Here is a 21,006-nt window from a genome sequence, read left to right as displayed (position 1 = left end):
GCAAGTTAATATGTTGGAGGTCAGATAATGTCTACTACAGAAAGAATCCTACATGCTGCGCTGTTTGAGCTCTTTGCCTTGGCATTTGTGGTGCCTATTGCTATCTGGTTTACTGGTCACAGCTTGGGTGAGATGGCGGCGGTCGGTGTAGGTCTTAGCCTATATACCATGATATGGAACTATGGCTATAACCTTTGGTTTGATCGGTATTTGGGGGATGAGCGCACCAAGCGCTCGCTTAAGCTGCGTGTGGTTCACGCCCTGGGTTTCGAAGGCGGCCTGGTATTTGTGTCTGTACCTGCGGTGGCCTGGTTTCTGGGCATTGCTATTTGGCAGGCACTGATGCTGGAAGCGGTATTCCTCGTGGTGTTTTTCTTCTATGCCATTATTTTTAACTGGCTTTTTGATTGGGCAAGATCTAAGTTTTATGGGCAACGCCTTAACTCGAAAGCATAAGCTGGCATTAACTGGCTAAGTAATGGCTAAAATGAGAATTAATTTCATTAGATAGATATTCTTATATTGGAGATGCAGGCAGAAGGATATAAAATGTATTCCTGTCTGCATCTTTATATTTGATTGTTTTTCATGCCTTTTGAGGTACCTTCGGCATGAGTAACTTAAAAGTGGCTAGGCTTGAAATGAGCAAGACTTCTACCCGTAAGCTAAAACGCTTGATGCTAAGTCTGCTTGGCAGCTTGTGGTTCACTGGCGCCATCGCCGCTCAAGGGGGCATTGACAGTGACCTTGATGGCGTGCCCGACGGTAAAGATGCTTGCCCTAAGACGCGCGCTAATGTGGCGGTCGATGCCAGAGGCTGTGAGATACAAGAGGCCGATAGCCAGTGCCTTATGGCTAAGGGACAGTTACTTACCGACTGTGATAAGGGGACTGTGAGCATCTATTTCGCCTTTGCCAGTGCCGAGATAGCAATATCCCAGTGGTCGCAGCTGGCCCGGGTGAAAACTTTTTTGCAGCACAAGAATGCACGGCTTATCTTGGTGGGGCATACGGATAATATAGGCTCAGAAGCCTTCAATCTTGCACTATCGCGTCAGAGAGCCGAGCGGGTAAAACAGATTTTAGTAGAAGATTATGGATTTCAGGCGGAGCGATTTTCAATCGTCGCCAAAGGCGCCAGCGAGCCCATCAGTAATAATGAAGGGGAGAGCGGGAGAGCCTTGAACCGCCGCGTTGAGTTTATGGTTGAGGCCAGATAATGACTGGCCCGTTTAATTAGGGAGCGTTACATGGAAAATTTGGATAAGTATATCGAGCAGGCGCCTGATCTGATCGTGACCTATGGTCTTAAGGTGGTCTTCGCCATTATCATCTTTATCATCGGTAAGTATCTGGCCAATGTGGCTAAGAAGCTTACCACTAAGTTGATGAATAAGCGTAAGATTGACAAAACCGTGGTCTCTTTCGTGGCCAACATGGCCTGGGCCTTGGTGTTTGTGTTTACCGTGATCGCCACACTGGGTCAGATTGGCGTGCAAACGGCTTCTTTGGTTGCCGTTATCGGTGCCGCCGGCTTGGCTGTTGGCTTGGCGCTGCAAGGCTCGCTATCTAACTTCGCCTCAGGCGTGCTCATGGTTCTGTTCCGTCCTTGCCGCGTAGGCGACTACATCGAGGCTGCAGGTATTGCCGGTACGGTTGACGAGATCACTATCTTCTCAACTAAGCTGCGCACCCCAGATAATAAGGTGATTGTGGCGCCTAACTCATCAATCATGAATGGCACCATCACCAACTACTCAGCTATGGAGACGCGCCGCATCGATTTAGTGATTGGTGTGTCTTACGATGCCGATCTTAAGCAGACCAAAGAAGTGCTTAAGCATGTACTCGATAACAACGCTTACATCCTTAAAGATCCCGCTTACACTGTGGCACTGACCGAGCTGGCCGACTCTTCGGTTAACTTCGTGGTGCGTCCTTGGGTGAAAGGCAGCGACTACTGGCCAGCCCGTTTTGAGATCTTAGAGCAGATCAAGATGGCACTGGACGAGAACAACATAGGTATTCCTTATCCACAGATGGATATCTATGTCAAAGAGACGCCAGCGGCATAAGCCTGGTGATTTGATATGAGAAAGGTCGGCAATTGCCGACCTTTTTTGTGCCTGAATGTAGGCGCTCCAGGCTGAGCACTACCCCATTTAGTGGGCCTGACTGTCCTGGTTGCCATGCTGATAGTCGAACTTAGGCATACCCCAGTGGTAGCGAATGGCCAGCATGCGGAAGCTAAAGCCGACACTCAGGCTGATGGCCAGGTTAATCCACTCGGCGACCTCATAGCTGCGCAGTAAGATATAGAGGCTAGCCGTGGTCAGCGCGACCAAGGCGTAGAGCTCCTTTTTAAAGATCAGTGGCACCTGATTACAGAGAATGTCGCGGATCACGCCACCGAAGACGCCCGTTACGACGCCCATGATGATGGCCAGCGTCGGACTATAGCCTAACATCAAGGTCTTCTGGGCGCCGATAATGGAAAACACCGCTAGCCCCAGCGCATCTATGGTAAGAAATAGCTTGGAGAGGTAGCGCATCACGGGCGAGATAATCACAGTCAGCAGTGAAGCGAAGGCGATGGCCAGCAGGTAGTGAATATTCTCTACCCAGATAAGGGGATAATTGCCCAGGAGAATGTCCCGCAGGGTTCCGCCACCTATGGCTGTGGCGCAGCCTATGATGACCACACCAAACAGATCCATCTGTTTTCTGCCGGCGCATAGGGCGCCTGTCATGGCCTCGGCCAGTATGCCGATGAGCCAGAGTAGGGTGATAAATTCAGCTTCTTGCATTGTCGATTCAGTCGGAAAAAAAGAGAGCGCATATTGCCAGTGAGCAATGACAAAGAACAGCGAGATTTTTTGAGGATTTAGGATTAGATTTTTTAATCTTTTACCTGTTGCTTAGAACTCTTGGTTGCCGATTTTTTTGCCGTTTTGGCACTTGCTGGAGAAAGTAGCCGGATTAGTTTATTCAGGTTAACTGGCCCGTCTTTAGGCTTTAGATAAGAATTTTTGTTGTTGGTGCTAGCGAGCCCCGTCGGTGAAGAGTACTATTTCAGCTCTGTGTAGCAGTTTAAGATGAGTAGGACGGGGGAAAATGATCGATTTTCGAAGTGATACGGTAACCCAGCCAACGGCCGCAATGCGCCGTGCGATGGCTGATGCCCAAGTGGGCGATGATGTATATGGTGACGACCCCAGTGTAAATCGTCTCGAGGCGATGGCCGCCGAGCGTTTTGGTTTCGAAAGTGCCCTGTTTACCTCGTCGGGCACCCAAGCTAACCTGCTGGCGTTGATGTCCCATTGTGATCGAGGCGACGAGTATCTCTGTGGTCAGCAGGCGCATAACTATAAGTTTGAAGGTGGTGGCGCCGCCGTGCTGGGCAGTATTCAACCTCAGCCACTTACTAATCAGGCCGATGGCAGCATCTTGCTGTCAGATATCGAGGCGGCCATTAAGCCGGACGATTTCCACTTTGCCCGCACTCGTTTGTTGAGCCTGGAAAACACCATAGGTGGCAAGGTGTTGCCCCAGTCTTATCTGGCCGATGCCCAGGCACTGGCCTTTAATAAGCGACTCAAGATCCATTTAGATGGAGCCCGTGTTGCCAATGCGGCAGTGGCGCAGAATCTGGATATTGCCGACATTACCCAACACTTCGACTCAGTTTCGATCTGCCTATCAAAAGGGTTGTGCGCCCCGGTAGGCTCGCTGCTACTTGGCGATGAACGACTGATCAACAAGGCCCGTCGCTGGCGTAAGATGCTCGGCGGCGGGATGCGTCAGGCGGGAATTCTGGCGGTTGCCGGTGAGATTGCCCTGAACGATCAGGTATCACGCCTGGCAATCGATCATGAAAACGCCCGTTATCTGGCTGAACGGCTAAGCACCCTAGATGAGTTTGAGGTGGACCTTAATGAAGTGCAGACCAATATGTTGTTTGCCCGGGTGGCCGACGGGGTCGCTATCGACAGCTTGGCTAAGTCGTTGAAGCAACATGGCATCTTGATTAGTCCTGGTAAGACGCTGCGGTTGGTCACCCACGCCGATATCCGCCGCGAAGATATCGACTTCTTTATCGATAAGCTCAAGGCGCTGCTCTAAGTCAGATTTTGTGCGTGTACCTCAATGCAAAAAGCCATCCTTGAGATGGCTTTTTTACTTATGCACTTTTTTACCTAAGCACTTTTTACCTAATTACTTTTTACGGAAGCGCTCTTTACTTAAGCGCTCTTACCTAGCAACTCTATTCTCAAGCATGGGTCGACTTGCTGTTAGGCATGATTAATGCTGATGGCCGTGGCCGTCTTCAAGCTGCTGGCCGTCTGCTGAGTAGAAGCCTGAGCTGCCATGCTGAATAAAGCCCTGGGTGATCATCTTGGCGATGAAAGGGTCGGCTTCGCTGTCGCCCACATCGGCAAAGTCGAGATCCTGATACCCCGAGGTTAAGCTGGCAAAATGTTCCTGGCTAACCTGAGTCAGCTTGGTCAGCCGGTAGTGAACCACTTGCTCGCCTTGAGTGATGGTTAGGCTGGCGGGTAGTTCGAGATCGCTTATCCAGTCGAGAGCCAAGGATTGTTGCTCACCTTGATGCTGGTAGGCTTGGCGCGAGAAGCAGGCATCTTGATGTTGCTCGCCTTTATCGAATTGGTTCACTGCGGCAGGTGAGAGCAGGTGAAACTGTTTGTCGAGATCCGTGTGGATATTGAGTGCTAGCAGATCGCTACGGCGATAGCTGATAGAGCGCTTATGCTCGGGAAAGTAGCGCACATACTCGCCGTTCTTCTGCCAGGCTTCATAGCTGATGGGGCCGCGTTGGTAGATGATGGTGTCATCGAAGCGTGTCAGGGTTAGCTGATGCTGCTGAGCCTTGTCGCCTGTGCCAATAGTGATTTGATAGTTGGCCTGAAAGCGTGTGGCCTGAGTGGCGCTGTCACAGATAAAAGCGCCGCTTTGGGCATGAGCATGCCCCTGACTGTGTGCCAAAGTGGGTAGGCTGAAGGCCAAAGTGCAGGCAACGCCTAGGAAGAGTGAGACAGACTTGAGTGTTGTGCGAGACATATTAGACCTACTGATGTTTCTCTAAAATCAAATAAGCAGCCTGATACCTTAGTGTCTAAAAGGGGCATCAGGCTGCGGGGCGTAGCGCCTTATTGCGCTGCGGCGGTTTCTGCCTTGTTGACCAGGTCACCGGCGAAGTTCATCACATGGAAGATGTGATTCTGCTCGACTGTGCCTTCCACTAAGCTGGCGCCAGGGCCACGAGCGAAGATGGCCACATCTTCACCGGCGTGGGTTTCACTTCCCAGTGGTACCAAAGCTTCCTGATGGAAACCTACACTCTGGGTATCGACATAGTTCAGATCCACACGACCAGGCGCTGCGGCGTAGTTGTATCGCTCGTCACCACCGGTTGCCAGTGAGCCAAAGCCCAGACCGTTGGCATAGCCCACTGTGGTGTAGGGCAGACCGTTGGCATAGCCCACTGTGGTGTAGGGCAGACCGTTGGCATCGGTAGAGTTAGTGACCGAGGGTTGACCGTTGGCATCGTTACTCTTCACTAAGCCAAGGATTGGGTTACCTCGGGTTGGATAACCTGCGATGGTGAACACATGGCTGTGGTCAGCGGTAACCATCAGCAGAGTGTCTTTAGCCGAAGTCTTTTCCATGGCGACACGTACCGCTTCAGAGAGCGCTATGGTGTCGTACAGGGCTCTAGCCGCGTTACCTGCGTGGTGAGCATGGTCGATACGACCCGCTTCGACGATCAGCACGAAACCTTTGTCGTTCTTGCTCAGAATGTCGATACTCTTGGCCGTCATCTCTGCCAGTGAAGGTTCGCCATTAACGCCAGCTTCGACTCTGTCGTAGTCATATTCCATGTGAGATGAGTTAAACAGACCTAAGGCGTGCTCTGTGGTGCTTGTATCCATCGCCAGGAAGCTGTCACGGTCGGTAACATAGCTGGCGTTAGGATACTGCGCTAGCCACTCAGCCGTTAGATCGCGACCATCATTACGCTTACCCGACTTACCTTCTGGATCCACCACAGTATTGGGGATAAAGGCACGGCGACCGCCGCCCATGACTACGTTGATCCCTTTGCCGTTGTTAAAGTCCAGCATCTGGGCGGCAATATCTTTACAGCCGTTGGTCACAGCTTCGGCCGGTAGATTGCTGTCGGCTTCCCAGTTACGCTCTGGTACGTGGGCATAGGTTGCTGCCGGTGTCGCATGAGTAACGCGAGCGGTTGATACCACACCAGTAGACATGCCCGCCATGGCGGCCAGTTCCAGTGAGGTGACCAGGTCTTGCCCTGAGGTCGTTGAACAGACACCGCGCTCGACGCCTTCGGCCTGGGAGATCACCCCTACGTCAGTCTTCACACCTGTGACCATAGCAGTCATGGTGCCGGCAGAGTCAGGTGTCTGACCGTCGACGTTATAGGTTTTGGCCAGACCCAGATGAGGCAGGGTTTCGAAAGAGAGCGAGTTCTCTTCACCGGTTTGCCCCTTAAGCTGACCATCTAAGATACGTGCCGCCGTCACGGTCGATACGCCCATGCCGTCACCCACGAAAAGAATGATGTTCTTGGCTGCGCCCGCTTGGTTGTTCTTGGCCATGTCTGCCGCCTTGGTGACGCGGTTTTGACCATCGACATACCATTGATTCACGCCGGTCCAATCTTTACCATCTGCGCCGTTGCCACCGTCTGTGCCTGGTGTTCCGGCTACGCCGTCTTTGCCGTTGTCACCGTCGCTACCACAAGCCCCTAGGCCGAGAATGGCGGCTAAAGACAGTACAAGTAATTTCTTATTCATTTTATTGCTCCCAATTAATACTTAGTACCGCCAAGCGCTTGGGCTTGGTTGATAATGTGGAAAATGACGTTCTGTTCCATCACGCCTTGAACCAGATTTGCGCCTGGGCCTGTGGCATGCAGGCTGATATCTTCACCAGCGTGGGTTTCGCTGCCCATAGGGACAAGTGCCTGTTGCATGAAGTCTTTGTCTTGGGTATCGACAGAGGAGAGATCGTCACGGTTACCCACAACGGCGCCTGGGCCATTGGTATAGCCCAAGGTGGTGTATGGTTTGCCATCCAGGGCGGTCGAAACAGTGCCGTCAACGCCGTGTACTAAGCCAAGGATAGGGTTACCACGCTTTGGATAACCTGCGATGGTGAACACATGGCTGTGGTCGGCGGTCACCAGGATCAGTGTTTCTTCAGGGTCGGTATTTTCTACTGCGGCCTTAACGGCGTTAGAGAGTTCGACGGCATCGGCCAACGCGCGCTTGGCGTTACCCGCATGGTGAGCGTGGTCGATACGACCCGACTCGACAATCAGCAGGTAGCCGTTGTCGTTCTTCTTCAAAATCTCCAGCGATTTCTCTGTCATCTCGGTCAGTGAAGGTTCGCCGCCCACATCGTCGGCGCGATCGGCTTCATATTCCATGTGAGAGGAGTTGAACAGGCCTAGCAGGTGATCTGTGGTGCTGGCATCGATGGCGTCAAATGCTTCGCTGTTCCACACATAGGCGGCGTTGTCGAAGTTCTCGACCCAGGCCTTAGTGAGATCCAAGCCATCCTTGCGCTTACCTGTTTTGTTTTCACCATCAGTAACGGTTTCAGGAATAAAGGCGCGGCGACCGCCACCCAGGGCGACAGACAGGGCATTGTCCTTATCACGCATCACCATCTGATAGGCGATATCTTTACATTCGTTGGCAACGGCCTCGGCTGGTAGGTTACTGTCGGCTTCCCAGTTACGCTCAGGGCTGTTGGCATAGGTAGCAGCTGGCGTTGCGTGGGTGATACGTGCGGTACTTACCACACCGGTAGATAGGCCTTTGGCATTAGCGAGATCCACCAGGGTGACTAACTCGTTGCCCTTAGATGACAGGCAGTTACCACGTAGCGCTTGATCAGATACCGAGAGTACGCCCGCCTTAGACTTAACGCCTGTGGCGATGGCTGTCATGGTGCCGGCGCTGTCTGGGGTCTGTTGGTTGGTGTTGTAAGTCTTTATCAGGGCGGTATGGTCGAACTTCTCGAAGCTTAAGAAGTTCTCTTCGCCGCCCTGGTTACCCGCCTGCTGCTGGCCTTGGTAGATACGCGCGGCGGTCAGGGTAGAGATCCCCATGCCATCGCCCACAAACAGAATGACGTTTTTGGCCTTAGCTTTGGTTTCTAGTGTGGCCTTGTCTGACACCCGCTCGGCACTTTCTTTATACCAATGGCTATCAGTTTGAACGCTGGGTAACACGGCGCTATTGGCGGCCATGGTTACTAGGCTGCAAGAGATCAACGCAGCTAATCTTTTTATCATCATCACTTTCATCATCCGTATTGGGTTGAAGTAAATTGTTCGCTATTTGAGATAAAGCGGCCTGATTGTCAGGGATGCAGATGACAGAATTGATGAATTTTGATTGCAATTATATGAAGCTAAGATGTAAGCCAAGGCGCTACCTTTGAATTAACTTGGTGCACCAAGCACTAAAATAGTGAGTTGATTATTCAGTGTTGTTTTCTAAGTTGTTGTTTGTATTTATTTTTATTTGTTGGTCTGTTTCTTGTACGGCTAAAGGGTGAATTCAGAAGGGAGAGCCTGAAATGAAATATTACAGCCGTCGGTTTATTAAACCTGAACATTTAAACCCCGCCAATGCATTGTTCGGCGGACAGCTATTAAGTTGGATCGACGAGGAGGCGGCTATCTTTGCTGCCTGTCAGATGAACAGTCAAAGCATAGTGACCAAATTGATCTCTGAGATAAACTTTATGACCCCGGCCCGTCAGGGTGATGTGATTGAGTTTGGCTTAGAGTTGATTAGCGCAGGGGTGAGCTCTATTACCGTCTGTTGTGAGGTGCGCAACAAGGTGACACGACTGCCTGTGGTGACTATAAACAAGATGATATTTGTCAATGTGGATGAGAGCGGCTTGCCTAAGCCCCACGGTATACGTGCTAACGCCGCCTAATAAAAAAGGGCATTAACTGCCCTTTGTTATCTTTTTCTTTTGCTAGCGCTGGTACTTATGTCGGCGCTAGTTTTCTTTGCTGAGATCTTCTTTTACCGATTTAACCGCATCGCGTGAGGCGTGACCAATAGCCTTAGTGGTGTCGCGGGTGGCGTGGCCGATATCTGTGGTGACTTCTTTGGTCGTCTGGCCTATGGTACGACCGGCGTCTTTAAGTTCGGCACAAGCCGAGAGGGCGCCAAGGATCATAATAGCGCTAATAATTTTTTTCATAATGATCTCTTAGTTACAAATGCAACCCTATTTTAACCTGTAAGCGCTAAGAGTAACAGCCTCCCATGAGGGAGGCCATTGGTGGTCATTGGTGCATAGTGCTTGATACCTTGCTGTTTGATACTTAGTGCAGCTTGAGGTGGGGGTGAATGATGCGGCTGATCCCCTTGGCGAACATCAGCAGAGTGCCTTTAAAAATCCCATGCAGCTCAATCAGGTGACGTCTGTAGAGCGAGGTGTAGACGAAGCGGGCTATCTTACCTTCAACCAGAACACCGCCACCGATAAAGGACATTAAATTCCCAACGGTATGAAACTTAGACAGGTTGACCAGAGAGCCGAGATCTTTGTAGAGATACTCCTTGCTAGGCGTTTTTCCGGCTAACATCAAACAGATATTATCGGCGGTCATTAGCGCCATCTGGCGCGCCGACTGGCCTCTTGGTGGTACCCAGGAGCCGTCTGGTTGTGGGCAGGCGGCGCAATCGCCGATGGCGAAGATATAGGGATCTCGGGTAGTTTGCATATTGGGCTTCACCATCACCTGGTTAATCTGGTTGCTTTCCAGACCGCCGATGTCGCGCATAAAGTCCGGAGCCTTGACCCCGGTAGACCAGATAGTCATGTCGCTGGCAATGGTCTGGCCATCGCAGGTATGCAGTTGATTTTCTTCGACCCTGTCTATGCGCGTACCTGTCATGACCCGAACACCTATCTGGTTGAGCTGCTTGGTCACCGCCAGTGAGATCTCCTGTTTCTCCACCTTGGGCAGAATGCGCGAGTCCGCCTCGATCAGCGTGACCTCTAATAGGCTGGTATCTATCTTGTAGCCGAAGCCGCTAAGCTGTTCCACGGCGTGGTGCATCTCGGCCGACATCTCGACTCCGGTTGCGCCAGCACCAACTACGGCAATCTTGATCTTATCGTCCAGCTGATGATGGCTGGCATAGCGCATGAACTTGTTAAGCAACATGGTGCGTATCTGCATCGCCTGTTCGGTGTTGTCGAGAAAGACGCAGTGTTCCCTTACGCCGGGGATATTAAAGTCGTTGGCGATACTGCCGATGGCCAGCACCAGGTAATCGTAGTCGATGCGTCTTGCCGGTAGGAGTTCGTTGCCCTTGTCATCGCTAATCGGCGCCAGGATCACCTGTTTGTGCTCGCGGTCGATATCTGTCATGGCACCTTGTTGAAAGTGGTAGCCATGGGCGGCAGCGTGGCTGCGATAGCTGATGGCGTCTATGCCGATATCCAATGCGCCTGTGGCGACCTCGTGGAGCAGGGGTTTCCAGATGTGACTGTCGGCGCAATCGATAAGGGTGATCTTTGCCTTGCCCTTACGACCGAGTTTCCGACCCAGTTTGGTTGCGATCTCCATTCCACCTGCACCACCGCCGACGATGACGATATTGGCCACTGCACCCATGAGGTTGTTGCTCCTATTTTAAACTTAAGTTGAGGCTAGGTTGACGTAATACGCCAGAAAGAACTGTTTCAATTTTAGAAAAGTGTAAGCTTGTGGTGATATTTTGGCAATTAGCCAGGGATGGTGGGGATAACGGACCGAAAACAAATCTTTTGTTAGATATGCTGTTGTATTTTAATGTTTTGTAATTTTAGTTTTTTCGTTTTATGTCGGTGTGCATCACATTCTGGCGCACGATAAATGTGATCTGGATTGTTTTGTAACCAGAAAAATGTGAGCCAGATCTTGTGCGGTCTGGCTCTGGAGGGATGGCTAAGCGATGGAGTTTAGCTTAGATAACCTCTGATGATAGTCTTTGATCAGATGCACCATGATCTCCTGCACCGAGCTGTCCTTGGTCGCATCGTCCATGAAGATCTTAAAGGTCACCAAAATGTGGCCATCATTTTTCAGTCGGTCGCTCTGCATGGAGAAGTAGGCGCTTTCACCATCGGCTTCTCTCACGATAAAGCCATCTTGTTCGAAGATTCGGTGGCCAGATCTATCGTGCCACTTGGTGATGCGATTGAGGCCTATTTCGCATGACTGATTGAATTCAATATGGTTTTGCCAGGTAGTTGGGTGGGCGGGATCCTTAACGTGCGGGCATCTAACTGTGTAGTTATAGACATGGGAAATGGCTGTCATAAATTACCTTCCTGATTATGGATACAAGGGCCATCATAGGCACTGCATTTCTTTAGGGTCAAGATTTATTCGCCAGGCCTGTCCGGATACACTTTGTCTAGTGGAGAGACCCTTAACCTGTTGTAGCACGATGGGCTAAGGCATAACCTTGTGCTGTGTCTCACTTTTAAGCGCGTTTTGCCATTTGCTTAATAAAGCATCAGCTAATGGAGGCTGCTCCTCTTTCCCTGCTATGCCAGTTGCTGTTTCAATCACCCATGATGGCTAGTCATACCCAGTCGAAAACTTGATGAAAATGCTAACTAGGTCAGCTAATTGCACTTGCTATTCCTGGTTAAAGCATTAGCTTGTTACTAATATGATAAGCAGTTGTAAGACTTTAATTTGGCAATCTAACCTGTCTGCCGTCTGATAGATATTATCCGTGGTTTGTCGCTTGGTGCTCTGGAGGCCCTAATGTTTGCTAGAAATGTATCATCTTTTTCTTGGTTTGCTCTGGTGACGGGGGCACTGTTGCTGACCGGTTGCGGCAAGGCGCCAGCTCCCGGTCCCGCGGTATTGCCCAGTGTGGTGGTGAATACTGCAGAGCTGAAGGAGATCAGGGCTAAGACAGAGATCGTGGGGCGCACGCGCGCCTCGGAAGATGTGGTGATCAAATCCCAGATCCAGGGGCAGTTGTTAAAGCGGAGCTTTGTCGAAGGGGATGATGTGCAGGCGGGGGATCTTTTGTTTGAGATAGACCCCTCTACTTTTGAAGCTGAGCTGGCGCAGAAAAAGGCGCTACTTAAACAGGCGGTTGCCTCGCGAGATGTGGCGGTGATGAATTGGGAGCGAGGAAGTCGCCTGTTGCCCGATGGCATGATCAGCGCCCAGGATATGGATGAGCTCACCAGCCGAAAATTGACCACAGCAGCGGGCGTCGTTCAGGCTGAGGCCGCAGTGAAAGCCGCCGAGTTACAGCTAAGCTATACCAAGGTGTATGCGCCAATCTCTGGTCGCATCAGTGGTGCCAAAGTGAGTCAGGGCGATATCATTACGCCACAATCCGAGCTGGCCAGTCTGGTGCAGTTATAACCCATGTGGGTTAATTTTCAGGTCGCCGAAAAAACCATCATTTCCGCTAAACAGAATTTTGCCAAGGCGGCTAAGCATGAGGTTGAGTTGTCGGATATTGTCATAAGGTTACGTTTGCCCAATGGCACCATGTTTGAGGAGACAGGTTATATCGATTTTGTCAGTAACCGAGTCGACGCAGCGACCGGCACGCTAGAACTCAGAGCCACCTTTAAGAATGACAGCACATTGTTGCTGCCAGGTCTATTTGTCACCTTAGTGATAGAGTCGCCCATCAGTGAGCAGGCCATTTTGATCCCTCAGGCAGCAGTGCAGGAAGATCAGCAAGGCCGATTCGTGATGGTACTGGATGATGAAAATAAGGTGCAGAAGCGGGTCGTTGAACTGGGTAATCGTTTCGGTGTCGATTGGCGTGTCCTGAGTGGTCTCAATGAGGGAGAGCGTATCGTGGTGGATGGTCTACAGAAGATCCGCCCCGGGATTGAGGTCAATGCCGTTGAACAAGAGGTTGTGCCTTTTCAAGATGTCAACAATGGCTAATCGGGAGTCATTATGATCAGTGAGTTTTTTATTCATAGGCCAAAATTTGCCTTCGTGATCTCGACCGTGCTGACCTTAGTAGGTTTAATCTCTATTCCTATCTTGTCGGTCGCCGAATTTCCCGAGATAGCGCCGCCTCAGGTTAATGTGAGCACTAGCTATTCGGGGGCCAGCGCCGATATTGTCAAAGACACCATAGCTCAGCCTATTGAGGCAGAGGTCAACGGCGTCGAAGGCATGCTCTATATGCAGTCCAAGAGCGCCAACGACGGTAGCTATTCACTTAATGTCACCTTCGATGTGGGCACCGATGCCGATATGGCGCAGGTGAAAGTGCAAAACCGGGTGCAGCAGGCCATGCCCAGACTGCCCGAGGAGGTTAAGCGCCAGGGCGTTAAAGTCGAAAAGCAAAGTCCCAACATTTTAATGGTGGTAAACCTGGTATCACCCAATGAGACCTTTGATTCCCTTTTTATTACTAACTATGCCGGCCTGAACGTTAAAGATGCGCTGGCGAGGCAAAATGGTGTCTCTAAGGTACAGGTGATTGGTGCGCTGGATTACGCCATGCGTATCTGGCTGGATCCTAACAATATGGCCAGTTTTGGCGTGACTGCCAGCGATGTGATTGCCGCCCTGAAAGAGCAAAATATTCAGGTTGCGGCCGGTCGTATCGGTGCCGCGCCTGTGGATCCCGATCAGCAGTTTCAATATACCCTGCAGACTAAGGGACGCCTTAAGGATCCCAAGGAGTTTGGCCGGGTGATGATTCGTGCTAACCCCGATGGCTCTAAGGTGATCGTTTCCGACGTCGCTCGGGTCGAGCTGGGTTCGCAAACCTATGACGCACAGGGCAAGCTGAACAATAAACCGTCGGCCATTATCGCCATCTATCAGGCTCCTGACGCTAATGCGCTGGATGTGGCCGCGGCGATCAAGGACGAGATGGAGAACCTGGCTAGCCGTTTCCCGGACGATTTGGAATACAAGGTGCTATATGACACCACTGAATTTGTTCAGACTTCAATTACAGAGGTGATTCAGACGCTCTTTATCTCCATCGCTCTGGTTGTCTTTGTGGTGTTTATCTTCCTGCAAGATGGGCGTTCAACCTTAGTGCCAGGCATCGCGATTCCCGTCTCCTTGGTGGGTACCTTTGCGTTTCTTCTGCTCTTTGGCATGAGTATCAATACCGTCTCTTTGTTCGCGTTGATCTTGGCCATTGGTATCGTGGTGGATGACGCCATTGTGGTGGTGGAGAACGTGACCCGTCTGATGCAAGATGAGGGACTCTCGCCAGCAGAAGCGACCTCCAAGGCGATGAAAGAGGTGACAGGACCGATTATCGCCACCACCTTAGTGCTGCTGGCGGTGTTTGCGCCCACGGCTGTGATGCCGGGGATCACGGGGCAGATGTATGCCCAGTTTTCGGTGACCATCTGTATTTCTGTGCTGATCTCATCGGTCAATGCGCTTACCCTGAGTCCGGCACTGTGTGCCTCCTTGTTGAAGCCGCCCAAGACGCATACACAAGGTTTTCACTATCTGTTTAACCGCTATTTCGAGCGTTTTACCGGCAGCTATATGAAGCTGGTTTCCTCTCTGGTGCGTAAATTGGTGTTGGTCGGCGTAGCCTATGTTTGTCTTATTGGCCTGACGGGGGGGATTGCCAAGGTGTTGCCTTCAGGCTTTGTGCCCATGGAAGATAAGAAAGCCTTTATGGTGGACATTCAACTACCCGATGGGGCATCGCTCAACCGTACCGAGGAGGTGATGCGTGAGCTGGTAACACAGACGTTTGCTGAGCCCGGGGTTGAAAATGTGATTCATGCCAGTGGCTTTAGTATCTTAACCGGTTCAGTCTCTTCCAATGGTGGTTTGATGATTGTGACCCTGTCCACCTGGGAGGAGCGCAGCTCGCCTGATATGGTCGAGGCTGCTATTGTGGCCAGACTACAGGCAAAATATGCCGCCAATCCTTCGGTGAAGGCGATGGCCTTCTCTCTGCCACCTATTCCCGGGGTGGGTAGCGTAGGTGGCTTTGAGTTTGTGCTGCAAGATACCCAAGGACGCTCACCACAGGAGCTGGCTGCCGTGATGCGGGCCTTGATCATGAAGGCCAACGAGCAGAGCGAAATCGCCATGGCATTCAGTAATTTCCGTGCCGATGTACCGCAGATGTTTGTGGATGTGGATCGCGACAAGGCAAAGGCGCTGGGGATCTCATTAAACGAGATCTTCGCGACCATGCAGACCATGCTGGGCTCTATGTATGTCAACGATTTCAATCGGTTTGGTAAGGTATTTAGGGTGATATTGCAAGCTGAAGGGGAGTTTCGAAATTCTGACAAGGATATCGCTAATTTTTATGTGCGCTCCGCCACTGGTGAGATGGTGCCCCTCAGTACCCTGGTGAAGGTGACGCCTATCTTGGGGCCGGATGTGATGAACGCCTACAATATGTTTAGTTCGACCACCATCAACGGTTTCCCTGCGCCCGGTTATAGCTCGGGTGACGCCATTGCTGCGATGGAACGAGCGGCGCAGCAATCTCTGCCCTCGGGCTATAAGTTTGAGTGGACAGGGCAGACTTATCAGGAGATCAAGGCGGGTAACCTGGCGCCCGTGATCTTCGCCTTAGCGCTGGTGTTTACCTACCTGTTCTTGGTGGCGCAATATGAGAGTTGGAGTATTCCCTTTGCGGTGATGTTGGCGGTGCCTATTGCCATCTTAGGGGCTTTCCTCAATATCTTGTTAGTGGGAAGTGAGCTTAACCTCTATGCTCAGATAGGCTTAGTACTCTTGATCGGCCTGGCCTGTAAAAATGCCATCTTGATCGTCGAGTTTGCCAAGCAACTCAGGGAAGAGGGCAAGAGTATTTTGGATGCGGCAGAAACTGCGGCCAGATTGCGTTTTCGCGCGGTGCTGATGACGGCCTTCTCTTTCTTGCTGGGGGTATTGCCTTTGGTGATTGCCACTGGCGCCGGAGCAGGGAGTCGCCGGGCGTTGGGCTACTCTGTCTTTGGTGGCATGATGGCGGCAACATTGGTAGGTACCCTGTTAGTACCTGTGTTTTATGTGATTATGCAGAGATTGCGTGAACGCTTGAAAGGGGAACATCAGGCGAGCCAATAGCTAAATGCTAAAATCTGGGCACAAAAAAGGCGACCTAAGGTCGCCTTTTTTCATCAAGCAGTCAATTAAGCTGGAACTACGTTCGTCGCTTGCAAGCCTTTTTGACCCTGTTCAACATCGAAAGAAACCTTTTGGCCTTCGGCTAAGGTTTTGTATCCTTCAGATACGATAGCACGGAAATGTACGAACACGTCTGCGCCGCCATTTGCCTGCTCGATGAAACCAAAACCTTTATCTTCGTTAAACCACTTAACTGTACCAGTTGTATTAGACATATTTGTCCCTTATTTAATTCATTTAAAAACCGCGACGTTGCGGTATGCCGAGCCGTTGAATTATTAAGTATTACGATGAAGCTAAGGGAAAACTGAGGACAAAAATGTAGCAGATTTGACTAAGGTTTTGACTTTTACTTGATACTTTTAACTAATAACCCTGAACAACAGAGCCCGGCTACGATAACACACTTTAGCCATTTGCCTAGGGTTTATTTTCATTATCAGAGTGGTTATTTGCTACGTTAAACTTATATCGCAATGCTTTCATTGGCTTATGGTAATAAAAAAGTTACGTCCTTGTTGGTATTGATGGGGGAGCTTAGTGCCAAGATTCGTAATAGTTCGCCATAAGACAAAGGCTCGTCGCCCAATCTGGGCAGCGAGCCTTTTAGCTAGCTGAATCTTTGCAGGGAAAAAGCGAGCTGACATCAGTTTATAACAGATGTATCCAAATGGACTAGTCCGAAAGTGTGACGTAAAAAGAGCATTTAGCTATTAGTGCTGGTTTTTTATATTTAAAACATCGAAAAAGCTGACTTTTTGCGTCTATTAGTAAACTTAGCTGTATCGGCACGCTTTATTCCGCTTAAAGTCTTCATTTGCCATCGCCATTAAAAAGGCCCACCAATGGTGGGCCTTGGCAGAATTTCAGTTTGCAGGGAGAAATTCTAAACCGTTGGACTATCTATAGTGCGTTAGTAAAGATCTGGCAGATCTCTTCGTGGGTTGCCTGTTTTGGATTCGTCAGGCCGCAGGCATCTTTCAATGCGTTGTCGGCTAATGTTGGAATATCTTCGGCTTTAACGCCCAGCATGGTTAGGTTTTCAGGGATCTTCACCGCGACAGACAGCGCCTTGATTGCTTCGATAGCGGCAGCTGCGCCTTGCTCATCAGTCATACCGGCAACATCGACCCCCATGGCTTTGGCAACATCCTTTAGACGTGGCGCGGCCACTTGCGCGTTGTAGGTCTGAACGTGTGGCAGCAGCAGGGCATTACAGACACCGTGTGGCAGGTCATAGAAGCCGCCTAACTGGTGGGCCATAGCATGAACATAACCTAAACTGGCGTTGTTAAAGGCCATACCCGCGAGGAATTGGGCGTAGGCCATCTGATCACGGGCTTCAAGGCTCTGACCATTTTCTACCGCTTCCACCAGGTTAGCTTTAATCAGCTCAATCGCCTTAATGGCACACGCATCTGTGATAGGGTTGGCCGCGATAGACACATAGGCCTCGATGGCGTGGGTCAGGGCGTCCATACCTGTTGCGGCGGTCAGGCCAGCAGGCTTGAGCAGCATAAGTTCAGGATCATTGACCGATAGGATAGGTGTGGTGTGCTTGTCGACGATGGCCATCTTAATGTGACGCGATTCGTCGGTGATGATGCAAAAACGTGTCATCTCACTGGCGGTACCTGCCGTGGTATTGATGGCAACCAGCGGCAGTTGAGGTTTTGCCGACATATCCAGACCCTCATAGTCTTTGATATTGCCGCCATTCGTCGCCACCAGGGCGATACCCTTGGCGCAGTCATGTGGTGAGCCGCCGCCCAGAGATACCACGAAGTCACAGTCGTTTGCCTTAAGTAGCGCCAGACCCGCCTCGACATTACCTACGGTCGGGTTAGGTTGCACGCCATCGAAGATAGTCGATGTGATACCCGCCGCGCCGAATTTCTCGACGATCTGGCCAACCAGGCCTATCTCTACCAGTGGCTTGTCGGTGACGATCAGCGCACGCTGAAAGCCTAGGGTTTTTATATCACCAATGGCGTCGTCAACTGCATTTTGTCCTAATACGTTAACGGATGGGATAAAAAATTTAGCAGCCATAAAATCACCTTTTTATGCTTAAAGTTAAAAGTTGTTATCTTTTTCTGGTAACTAAAGTACCAATCAGGTTGCTCCAAAGGTGTGATCTATCTCGTAAAAAGGGGTTGGATAGCCTAAAGGATGGCGAGAACTTAGATCTGTACAACTAAAATTGTAAATTTATGACAAATACGAAATTTGATGGATTTTCAGTTTTGAAAATCTATAACTGTGACTTTCAAAGGTTGAAATAAGGTCAATTTACCTGTTCAGCGTTATTTTGGGTTAAACCGGATTGACCAAGATTTGCTGCATCGAATTAGTTCGCTTGCACAATATTTGTGCAAGCATTCCTGTCGATTCATTCATCACTTCCAGGTTACTTTGCGCGAATGTGTGGAGTGTATTCTATTAACTTTATGATTTTTATCGCTTAAAACGCTTCACCTGATTGACATAAATCTGTCGTCAACTTGTTACCTGTGTTTGGCATGTTTACTGCTCAGGATATTAGGGCGGTTTGATGACGTGCAGGGAAATCGGCGATGAGCTTAGATAAGTTACTCTATTTGCAGGGCGTGGGCGCAGGCTATACCGACTACTCTGGACGGACAGTGCAGCATAGTTTGACCGATCGTATCGGTATACTGGCCTGCATGTTGAGTACGTGCCAGCAGCCTAAGTTTAACTGTGAAGAACTCAGTCCAGAGGCGTTTGTTCGTGCCAACCAGGACGCCATCAATCAGCGTAATTATGACTTGGATGTCGCGCCATGGCAGCGGCCGCTGGCGCCGTTTCAATATGCCAGCCTGTCGGCGCCAAGTTTTATTATCTCCCTGCCAAGTCATTGGTCGCGGGAGCTTAGGGTGCGTATCATCACTGAGGCGGGTACGCCTATCGAACTGACTATTCCCTTCGGAGATCTTGAGCTGGTCGGTGATTATTTTTACGACTCACATGCCTATTATCGCTATCGTGTCTCGCTAGCCCCCTTTATCAATGCTGAGCGGCCGCTTCCCATGGGCTATCACAGATTATCTTGCTGCACCGAGCCAGGGTCACAGCCCGTAGATTGGGATAGCGAAGCACACCATGGCACCTTGCTGCTGGCACCGCCTAAGGCCAAGCAGCTTAGCGAGGGGAGTAAGCCTTGGGGGATCAGCATTGCCCTATATAGCCTGCGCAGTGAGAGCCAGTGGGGGATAGGCGATTTTGGCGATCTTAACAGTCTGATCGCCTGGTTGAGTGATTATGGCTGTGACTTTATTCAACTCAATCCGCTACACGCCTTAGGCGATTCCTTTAATAAGGAGGAGGCCTATATCAGCCCTTATAGCCCCAGTGACAGACGCAGGCTAAATCCGCTCTATATTCATATTGAATCGGTGAGTGAGGCGGACGAGATCACAGCCTTATTACAAACCTGTGCCTTAGATAGAGAGCGGCTTAACCGCGATGACTGGCTCGATTACCCCAAATTAACTCAGCTGAAATACCGTTTGTTTAACGCCCTGTATCGGGTGTTTTGCCGCGATGTGCTCGGCAGTGGCGGAGCGCGTGAAAAGGCCTTTAAGCAGTTTATTGCGCAGGAGGGAGAGGCGCTTTTGAGTTTCTGCGAGCTAGAGGCGATTAAGGCAGAGTCCCATGGAGCAAGTGAGGCGGCAAAGGTAGGTTTTCATCAGTATTTGCAGTTTGTTGCTCACGGCCAGCTTATCGATTGCCAGCGCCATGCCATTGCCGTAGGCATGAGCATAGGGCTGATAGGCGATATGGCGGTAGGTGTGCGCGGCGATGGCGCCGAGGTGAATCATAAAGCTTCACTCTATTGCCAGCAGGCCAGCATAGGCGCACCGCCAGATGATTTTGCGCCCAAAGGGCAAAATTGGGGGCTGACACCGCCCGATCCTATCGCCATGGCTCAGTCCGGCTTTAGTCAGTTTATTGCGCTGATCCGCAGCAACATGCGTTATTACGGCGCACTCAGATTAGATCATGTGATGGGGCTTTTGCGACTCTGGTGGTGGCCGAGTCAGCAATCCGATGGCGCTGGCGCCTATGTGTTCTATCCGCTGGATACCTTGCTGGCGATTGTGCGCCTTGAGAGCATGCGCCGCAACTGTGTGGTGATAGGTGAAGACTTAGGCATAGTGCCCGATGAGGTGCGCGCCAAACTCGGCGAGGCGGGGATCTATGCCAACGAGCTCTTCTATTTTTGCCGTCATGGGGAAAGCTTTAAGCCGCCCGGTGAACACAAGGCGGCCAGTTTAATGATGCTGGCCAATCATGATGTGCCCAATCTGCAGGCCTGGTGGGCCAAGAGCGACCTGCAACTAAAACGCCAGCTGGGACTCATCGACAGTGACCAGGCGTTAGCGCAGGCAATTGGTTTGCGAGACGAAGAGCGTCAGCAGCTGCTCAGTTGGCTAACCGTCAATGGCGCCAAGGGGCAGCTAGAGGAAGATTATCTGCAGCTATTGGCCGCCTGGGTTGAGGTGGCGGCACAGTCTGCTTCCAGCCTCTTTAGCGTGCAGCTGGCGGATCTCTGCTGTGAAAGCCATGGGGTCAATATTCCCGGTACCTGGCAGGAATATGCCAACTGGCAGCGTCGTCTGCCCTACAGCCTGAACAGCTTGAGACAGTCGCCCTCGATTAAACGGTTACTGGGATTGATCGTTCAGGGGCGCACCGCAGAGCAGGCTAAGGCCACATTTCGCCAGGCGGACGAGCAGCTGCGTCAGTCTAATTTCAGCCGATGATACAAACAAGCAAAGGGATAA

Annotated in this window: 16 protein-coding genes and 1 pseudogene; 8 read left to right on the top strand and 9 right to left on the bottom strand. The window is 50.9% G+C overall.

Annotation, left to right across the window (positions count from 1 at the left end):
* The first annotated feature begins 27 nt into the window (after positions 1–27).
* From NY07_RS07035 to NY07_RS07025, 3 genes are all read left to right on the top strand, one after another.
* Positions 28–456 (top strand): PACE efflux transporter, encoded by a 429-nt coding sequence (locus tag NY07_RS07035; RefSeq protein ID WP_033538623.1) that lies wholly within the window; start codon positions 28–30, stop codon positions 454–456.
* A 155-nt stretch (positions 457–611) separates the two neighbouring features.
* Positions 612–1,220 carry an OmpA family protein gene (locus NY07_RS07030; RefSeq protein WP_088905152.1) on the top strand — a complete coding sequence of 203 codons (609 nt, stop codon included), beginning with the start codon at positions 612–614 and terminating at the stop codon, positions 1,218–1,220.
* 30 nt (positions 1,221–1,250) lie between these two features.
* Complete coding sequence (locus NY07_RS07025; RefSeq protein WP_033538621.1) at positions 1,251–2,075, top strand: mechanosensitive ion channel family protein; 825 nt, start codon at positions 1,251–1,253, stop codon at positions 2,073–2,075.
* Positions 2,076–2,162: 87 nt separating this feature from the next.
* Here NY07_RS07025 and NY07_RS07020 read toward each other — a convergent pair whose 3' ends face one another.
* Positions 2,163–2,807, bottom strand: coding sequence for a trimeric intracellular cation channel family protein (locus NY07_RS07020; protein WP_033538620.1), 645 nt, complete (start codon positions 2,805–2,807; stop codon positions 2,163–2,165).
* Between the two features lie 307 nt (positions 2,808–3,114).
* Here NY07_RS07020 and ltaE point away from each other — a divergent pair, with 307 nt between their 5' ends.
* Positions 3,115–4,122 carry a low-specificity L-threonine aldolase gene (gene ltaE / locus NY07_RS07015; RefSeq protein ID WP_033538619.1) on the top strand — a complete coding sequence of 336 codons (1,008 nt, stop codon included), beginning with the start codon at positions 3,115–3,117 and terminating at the stop codon, positions 4,120–4,122.
* A gap of 180 nt (positions 4,123–4,302) precedes the next feature.
* Here ltaE and NY07_RS07010 read toward each other — a convergent pair whose 3' ends face one another.
* The 3 genes from NY07_RS07010 to NY07_RS07000 all read right to left on the bottom strand — a co-directional run bounded on the left by NY07_RS07010 (position 4,303) and on the right by NY07_RS07000 (position 8,350).
* Positions 4,303–5,079, bottom strand: coding sequence for a hypothetical protein (locus NY07_RS07010; protein ID WP_033538618.1), 777 nt, complete (start codon positions 5,077–5,079; stop codon positions 4,303–4,305).
* Positions 5,080–5,168: 89 nt separating this feature from the next.
* Positions 5,169–6,839: an alkaline phosphatase gene (locus NY07_RS07005; RefSeq protein ID WP_033538617.1), complete on the bottom strand. Its 1,671-nt coding sequence runs from the start codon at positions 6,837–6,839 to the stop codon at positions 5,169–5,171.
* 14 nt (positions 6,840–6,853) lie between these two features.
* Entirely contained in the window at positions 6,854–8,350 is a 1,497-nt protein-coding gene (locus NY07_RS07000; protein ID WP_033538652.1) for an alkaline phosphatase, read from the bottom strand.
* Between the two features lie 284 nt (positions 8,351–8,634).
* Between NY07_RS07000 and NY07_RS06995 the strand changes: the two genes are divergently transcribed.
* Positions 8,635–9,003 (top strand): acyl-CoA thioesterase, encoded by a 369-nt coding sequence (locus tag NY07_RS06995; RefSeq protein WP_033538616.1) that lies wholly within the window; start codon positions 8,635–8,637, stop codon positions 9,001–9,003.
* Between the two features lie 66 nt (positions 9,004–9,069).
* On the opposite strand, the gene NY07_RS06990 is transcribed toward NY07_RS06995, so the two are convergent.
* From NY07_RS06990 to NY07_RS06980, 3 genes are all read right to left on the bottom strand, one after another.
* On the bottom strand, positions 9,070–9,276 hold the full coding sequence (locus tag NY07_RS06990; protein WP_033538615.1) for a hypothetical protein: 207 nt from the start codon (positions 9,274–9,276) through the stop codon (positions 9,070–9,072).
* 124 nt (positions 9,277–9,400) lie between these two features.
* A complete protein-coding gene (locus tag NY07_RS06985) occupies positions 9,401–10,702 on the bottom strand; it encodes an NAD(P)/FAD-dependent oxidoreductase (RefSeq protein WP_033538614.1) in 1,302 nt (433 codons plus the stop codon).
* Between the two features lie 312 nt (positions 10,703–11,014).
* Positions 11,015–11,389 (bottom strand): hypothetical protein, encoded by a 375-nt coding sequence (locus tag NY07_RS06980; protein ID WP_033538613.1) that lies wholly within the window; start codon positions 11,387–11,389, stop codon positions 11,015–11,017.
* A gap of 456 nt (positions 11,390–11,845) precedes the next feature.
* Here NY07_RS06980 and NY07_RS18870 point away from each other — a divergent pair.
* Both NY07_RS18870 and NY07_RS06970 read left to right on the top strand, forming a co-directional pair.
* Positions 11,846–13,003, top strand: a pseudogene (locus NY07_RS18870) (efflux RND transporter periplasmic adaptor subunit).
* Between the two features lie 12 nt (positions 13,004–13,015).
* On the top strand, positions 13,016–16,138 hold the full coding sequence (locus NY07_RS06970; protein ID WP_033538612.1) for an efflux RND transporter permease subunit: 3,123 nt from the start codon (positions 13,016–13,018) through the stop codon (positions 16,136–16,138).
* Positions 16,139–16,203: 65 nt separating this feature from the next.
* On the opposite strand, the gene cspE is transcribed toward NY07_RS06970, so the two are convergent.
* Positions 16,204–16,413, bottom strand: coding sequence for a transcription antiterminator/RNA stability regulator CspE (cspE, locus tag NY07_RS06965; protein WP_033538611.1), 210 nt, complete (start codon positions 16,411–16,413; stop codon positions 16,204–16,206).
* A gap of 688 nt (positions 16,414–17,101) precedes the next feature.
* A complete protein-coding gene (gene yiaY / locus NY07_RS06960) occupies positions 17,102–18,250 on the bottom strand; it encodes an L-threonine dehydrogenase (RefSeq protein WP_033538610.1) in 1,149 nt (382 codons plus the stop codon).
* Positions 18,251–18,774: 524 nt separating this feature from the next.
* Here yiaY and malQ point away from each other — a divergent pair.
* Positions 18,775–20,985 (top strand): 4-alpha-glucanotransferase, encoded by a 2,211-nt coding sequence (malQ, locus tag NY07_RS06955; protein ID WP_052125535.1) that lies wholly within the window; start codon positions 18,775–18,777, stop codon positions 20,983–20,985.
* The last annotated feature ends 21 nt before the right edge of the window (positions 20,986–21,006 follow it).

The organism is Shewanella sp. ECSMB14101 (assembly GCF_000773485.1).
GTDB classification, from domain to species: domain Bacteria; phylum Pseudomonadota; class Gammaproteobacteria; order Enterobacterales; family Shewanellaceae; genus Shewanella; species Shewanella marisflavi.
Note: the sequence above shows the minus strand (reverse complement) of the source record. Positions and strands in the feature narration are given on the sequence as shown.